Raw genomic sequence first — 4,695 nt, 5'->3', positions numbered from 1 at the left:
GCCTCGACCAGCAGCACCCGGGTCGCCGGGTCCGCGCTGAGCCGGTTGGCCAGCACGCAGCCGGCCGCGCCCGCGCCCACCACGACGTAGTCGAACTCCTCCACGCGACCCCTCACTCACCACTGGTTACGAGAATCATTCAGAAGGTAGTGGCTTGATCACTCAGAGGGAAGGGTGCGGGGCTCGGCCGGACGAACGCAGAGCTGACGTCTTCTCCGGCGGCGGTGCCGGCCGGTAGGACCGCGGCTGTCGTGATCGTGACGGCGGTCTGCCGCCGCGCGCTGCTAGCGTCATGCGTGGCGGCGGGGAGCGCGTCCGACGGAGGTGACGGCGGGGGGTACGATTCCCGGCGCGCGGTCGCCGATGCCCGCCGACACACGACGACTCCGGACGATGCTTCCGGTGCGGTTTCGCCCGCCGGCTGCGCGGGTGCGACGCGTCGTTGAACAACTGTTCCGTAGTCCGAAAGGGGTCGGCCCGCAGACCGACCCGGAGGAGAGACTAGCCTGATGGGCGTGACACGCCGCGCGAAGATCGTCTGCACCCTTGGTCCCGCAACCTCGTCCCCGGAGCGCATCCGGGGGCTCGTCGAAGCGGGCATGAACGTGGCGAGGCTCAACTTCAGCCACGGAAGCCACGCGGACCACGAGGCGGTCTGCCGACTCGTCCGCGAGGCCGCCGACGCCGCCGGCCGGCCGGTGGCCGTGCTCGCAGACCTGCAGGGCCCGAAGATCCGGCTCGGCCGGTTCGCCGACGGCCCGCACGAGTGGCGCACCGGCGACTCGGTCGTGATCACCGGGGACGACGTTCTCGGCACGAAGGACCGGGTCTCCTGCACCTACCGCAAGCTGCCGCAGGAGGTGAAGGCCGGCGACCGGCTGCTCATCGACGACGGTCGGGTGGCCGTCGAGGTCAGCGAGGTGGCCGGCAACGACATCCGCTGCCTGGTCACCGAGGGCGGCCCGGTTTCCAACAACAAGGGCGTCTCGCTGCCGAACGTGGCGGTCAGCGTCCCCGCGCTGTCGGAGAAGGACGCCGAGGACCTGCGCTTCGCCCTCGGCCTGGGCGCCGACATGATCGCGCTGTCCTTCGTCCGCTCGGCGGAGGACATCAAGCTCGTCCACAACATCATGGACGAGGAGGGCGTCCGCCGCCCGGTGCTGGCCAAGGTCGAGAAGCCGGAGGCGGTCGATCACCTGGAGGCGATCGTGCTGGCCTTCGACGGCGTCATGGTCGCCCGTGGCGACCTCGGCGTCGAGCTGCCGCTGGACCAGGTCCCCCTGGTGCAGAAGCGCGCCGTGCAGCTGTGCCGGGAGAACGCCAAGCCGGTCATCGTGGCCACCCAGATGCTCGACTCCATGATCGAGAACTCGCGGCCGACCCGGGCCGAGGCGTCCGACGTGGCCAACGCCGTGCTCGACGGCGCGGACGCGGTGATGCTCTCCGGCGAGACCAGCGTCGGCAAGTACCCCGTGCTCACGGTGAGCACCATGGCCAAGATCATCACGACCACCGAGGCCGGCTCGATCGGGGTGCCCCGACTCCAGCACGACCCGCGCACCCACGGCGGGGCGCTCACCGTGGCCGCGTCGTCGATCGCCCGGGCCATCGGCGCGAAGGCCCTGGTGGCGTTCTCGCAGACCGGCGACACCGTGAAGCGGCTCAGCCGGTTGCACTGCGACCTGCCGCTGTGGGCGTTCACCCCGGTGCCCGAGGTGCGCAGCCAGCTCGCCCTCTGCTGGGGCGTGGAGACGTTCCTGATGCCGTTCGTCGAGCACACCGACGACATGTTCCGCCAGGTCGACCAGGCGCTGCTCGGCCTCGACCGGGCCAACCCCGGCGACTACGTGGTAATCGTCGCCGGCAGCCCGCCCGGCACCCCCGGCTCCACCAACACCCTGCGCGTGCACCAGCTCGGCTCGCTGGTCGACGCGGCCTCCGCGCGGGCGTTGCAGTGACCGACGGGGCGACCGTCGGCCAGGCGGCCGTCGACCAGCTGCTGGAGGTCCTCGACCTTGAGCACACCGACGCGATGACCTTCCGGGGGATGAGCCCCCCGGTCGGCCCGCAGCGGGTGTACGGTGGCCAGGTCGCCGGTCAGGCCCTGGTCGCCGCCGGCCGCACGGTCGCCCCCGAACGGTTCGTCCACTCCCTGCACGGCTACTTCGTCCGCCCCGGCGACCCGGCCGAGCCGATCGAGTACCAGGTGGAGAACATCCGCGACGGCCGGTCGTTCTCGGTACGCCGGTCGGTGGCGCTCCAGCACGACAAACCGATCTTCTTCATGTCGGCGTCGTTCCAGCGGCGCGAGGAGGAGGGGCTGGACCACCACGCCCCCACCCCGCCCGACGTGCCGTGGCCGGACGACGTGCCCACCATGACCGACCGCCTCGCCCGGTACCCGGAACGGTTGGGCATCTGGGGGCAGATCCCCCGCCCGATCGACGTGCGCTACGTCGGCGAGCCCGGCTGGGTCCGCCCCGGCGACCGCCCCGCCGACCCGCACCAGCGGGTGTGGATGCGCATCGACGGCAAGCTCCCCGACGATCCGCTGCTGCACGCCTGCGCCCTGACGTACGCCTCCGACCTGACCCTGCTGGACTCGGTGCTGTCGGTGCACGGCGAGGTCTGGGGCCCCGGCGGCGTGGTCGGGGCGAGCCTCGACCACGCCCTGTGGTTCCACCGGCCGTTCCGGGCCGACGAGTGGTTCCTCTACGACTGCTGGAGCCCGTCCGCCTCCGGGGCCCGAGGGCTGGCCACCGGCCGGATGTTCACCACCGACGGCCGGCACATCGCCAGCTCCGTGCAGGAGGGTCTGCTGCGCCGAGCCGGCCGCTGATCGGCGGGAGCCGCCGACCAGCGGGCGCTGGTCGGCGGGCGGCTGATCAGAAGCTGCTGACCAGCTTCACGAACGCCTCGTCGATCGTCGCCGGGTCCGTGGCGTCGAACGCCTTGCCGGCGCTGGCCCCGGCGATCCGGTCCAGCGCGGCCAGGTCGGACTCCCGGTCGAACGCGACGCAGAACACCTTGACCGGCCGGTTCGGGTCCAGCTCGATGTCGGCGAGCAGCCGGTCGAGGTCGTTGTCCTTGGGGTACTCGTTCTTGCCGTCGGTGAGCACCACCACCGCGTTGATCCGGTCCGGGTCGTAGTTGTCGAGCAGCCGGCGGTGCGCGGCGCGGACCGTCGCGTACAGCGCCGTGTTGCCCCCCACCCGCAGCCCGGTGAGCCGGCGCGTGAACGCGGCCCGGTCGTAGGGCCCCAGCCGGACCTCCTCGCTGTACGGCTTTCCCGGCCGCTGGTCCGTCTCCGACGAGAACGACCACAGCGCCACCCGGTCGGCGGAGTTGAGCAGCCCGACGGCCCGATCGGCGGCGGTGGTGGCCACCTGGAACCGGGTACGGCCGCCCACACGTGCGTTCATCGACCCGGAGGTGTCCACGGCGAGCAGGATGTTCGCTTTCTTGCGCAGCGTGCTCCACCCGCGCAGGATCGCGTCGACGACCTCGGGCGCCGGCGGGTCGAAGTAGGTCAGTTGTCCGCCGGGCCCGCCCCGGACGGCGGCGACCAGAGCGTCCGACGCCCGGCCCTCGTGGTCGCGGAAGCCGAGGTCGGTGAAGCTGCGCTGCTGCGGGCCTTCCTGGAGGAAGGCCAGGAAGTCCTGGGCCGCCGCCTGCTGCGCCTGGTCGGCCGAGGGCAGCACGACGTACGGGTGGTCGAGGTTGAACGTGCCCTCGCTCGGGTGCACCCCGACCAGCGGCACCCGTGGCTTCTGGCCAGGGACGGGGCTGAGCTGCCCCTCGTTGTACTGGTAGACCAGCTCCTCCTGCACCACGATCGCGCTCATGTCCCGGGCCCGCGCGTCGCCGGCCCCGCCGAGGTCCGCCTCGGCGAGGTCGCGCAGCAGGTCCACCGAGTCGTCGCTGTAGTGCGAGACGTTCGCCTCGATCCGGCGGACGAACTGGGTCACCGCCGGCTTCGCCAGGTCCGCCTTCGTCAGGTCGCTGGCCCGTCGCACCGCCGCGTAGTAGGTGGCGATGGTGGCCGCCAGCCCCGAGGTGGACAGGTTGGGGTTGTCCTTGCCGAAGGTGAACCGGCCCCACTCGGGCCGCCCGAAGGCCGCCCAGCCGGCCTCGCCGGAGAGCCCGAGGATGTCCGCCCAGCCGAGCCGGCCGCGCTGGCGTACCAGCTCACCCTTTTCCAGGGGCATGGCGATGACCAGCGGGCTGTTGGCGATCGACGGGTACTGGTCGGGGGTCTGCGCCGCCCGGCCCGCCTGTTCGTCGAGCAGCCGCAGCCGCCCGGTCCACAGCGAGGACGTCGGCAGCCACACCTGCGGGGCCGGGACCGTCGGCTGCCGGCCGGACCAGTTCCCCGCGGCGAGGGCCTCCATCGCCTTGCCCGAGTTGAGCCCGTGCACGGTCACCTCGGCGCAGCGCCCGCCGAAGCGCCGGTCGGCGGCGTTGTAGCGGGCGGCGAGCTGGCCGACCAGAGCGGCCTTCTCCGTCGAGGAGTTCACCTCCAGCGCCACACATCCCGAGCGGTCCGCGCCGGGCGCCGGCCGCACGATCACGTACGCCGCGGCGATGACCGCGAGCCCGGCGACGACGGCCACCGTGTACGGCAGCCACGTGCGGGCGGAACGCTGGCCGGCGGTCATTGGATCCTCCAGGGATGCGGGTCGGGCGGTTCAGGGG

4 protein-coding genes are annotated in these 4,695 nt (G+C 72.4%); 2 read left to right on the top strand and 2 right to left on the bottom strand.

The window, feature by feature from the left end; genetic code table 11:
• Nucleotides 1–104 (bottom strand): lycopene cyclase family protein (locus E1258_RS30070; protein WP_132407049.1); only part of this gene is annotated, 104 nt, incomplete at its 3' end.
• A gap of 405 nt (nt 105–509) precedes the next feature.
• Between E1258_RS30070 and pyk the strand changes: the two genes are divergently transcribed.
• Together pyk and E1258_RS30060 are read left to right on the top strand one after the other, a co-directional pair.
• Nucleotides 510–1,958 (top strand): pyruvate kinase, encoded by a 1,449-nt coding sequence (pyk, locus tag E1258_RS30065; RefSeq protein WP_007072104.1) that lies wholly within the window; start codon nt 510–512, stop codon nt 1,956–1,958.
• Nucleotides 1,955–2,839, top strand: a complete 885-nt coding sequence (locus E1258_RS30060; protein ID WP_132407047.1) for an acyl-CoA thioesterase II — start codon at nt 1,955–1,957, stop codon at nt 2,837–2,839. The genes pyk and E1258_RS30060 overlap by 4 nt, the downstream gene beginning before the upstream one ends.
• Nucleotides 2,840–2,885: 46 nt before the next feature.
• Here the strand turns inward: E1258_RS30060 and E1258_RS30055 are convergent, their stop codons facing one another.
• The gene (locus E1258_RS30055) at nt 2,886–4,658 is read right to left on the bottom strand and encodes a substrate-binding domain-containing protein (RefSeq protein WP_132407045.1); all 1,773 of its coding nucleotides are present in this window, start codon (nt 4,656–4,658) and stop codon (nt 2,886–2,888) included.
• Nucleotides 4,659–4,695: the final 37 nt, after the last annotated feature.

Source organism: Micromonospora sp. KC207 (genome assembly GCF_004348615.1).
In the GTDB taxonomy this organism is placed as follows: domain Bacteria; phylum Actinomycetota; class Actinomycetes; order Mycobacteriales; family Micromonosporaceae; genus Micromonospora.
This window is presented reverse-complemented; position numbering and strand designations above follow the sequence as displayed.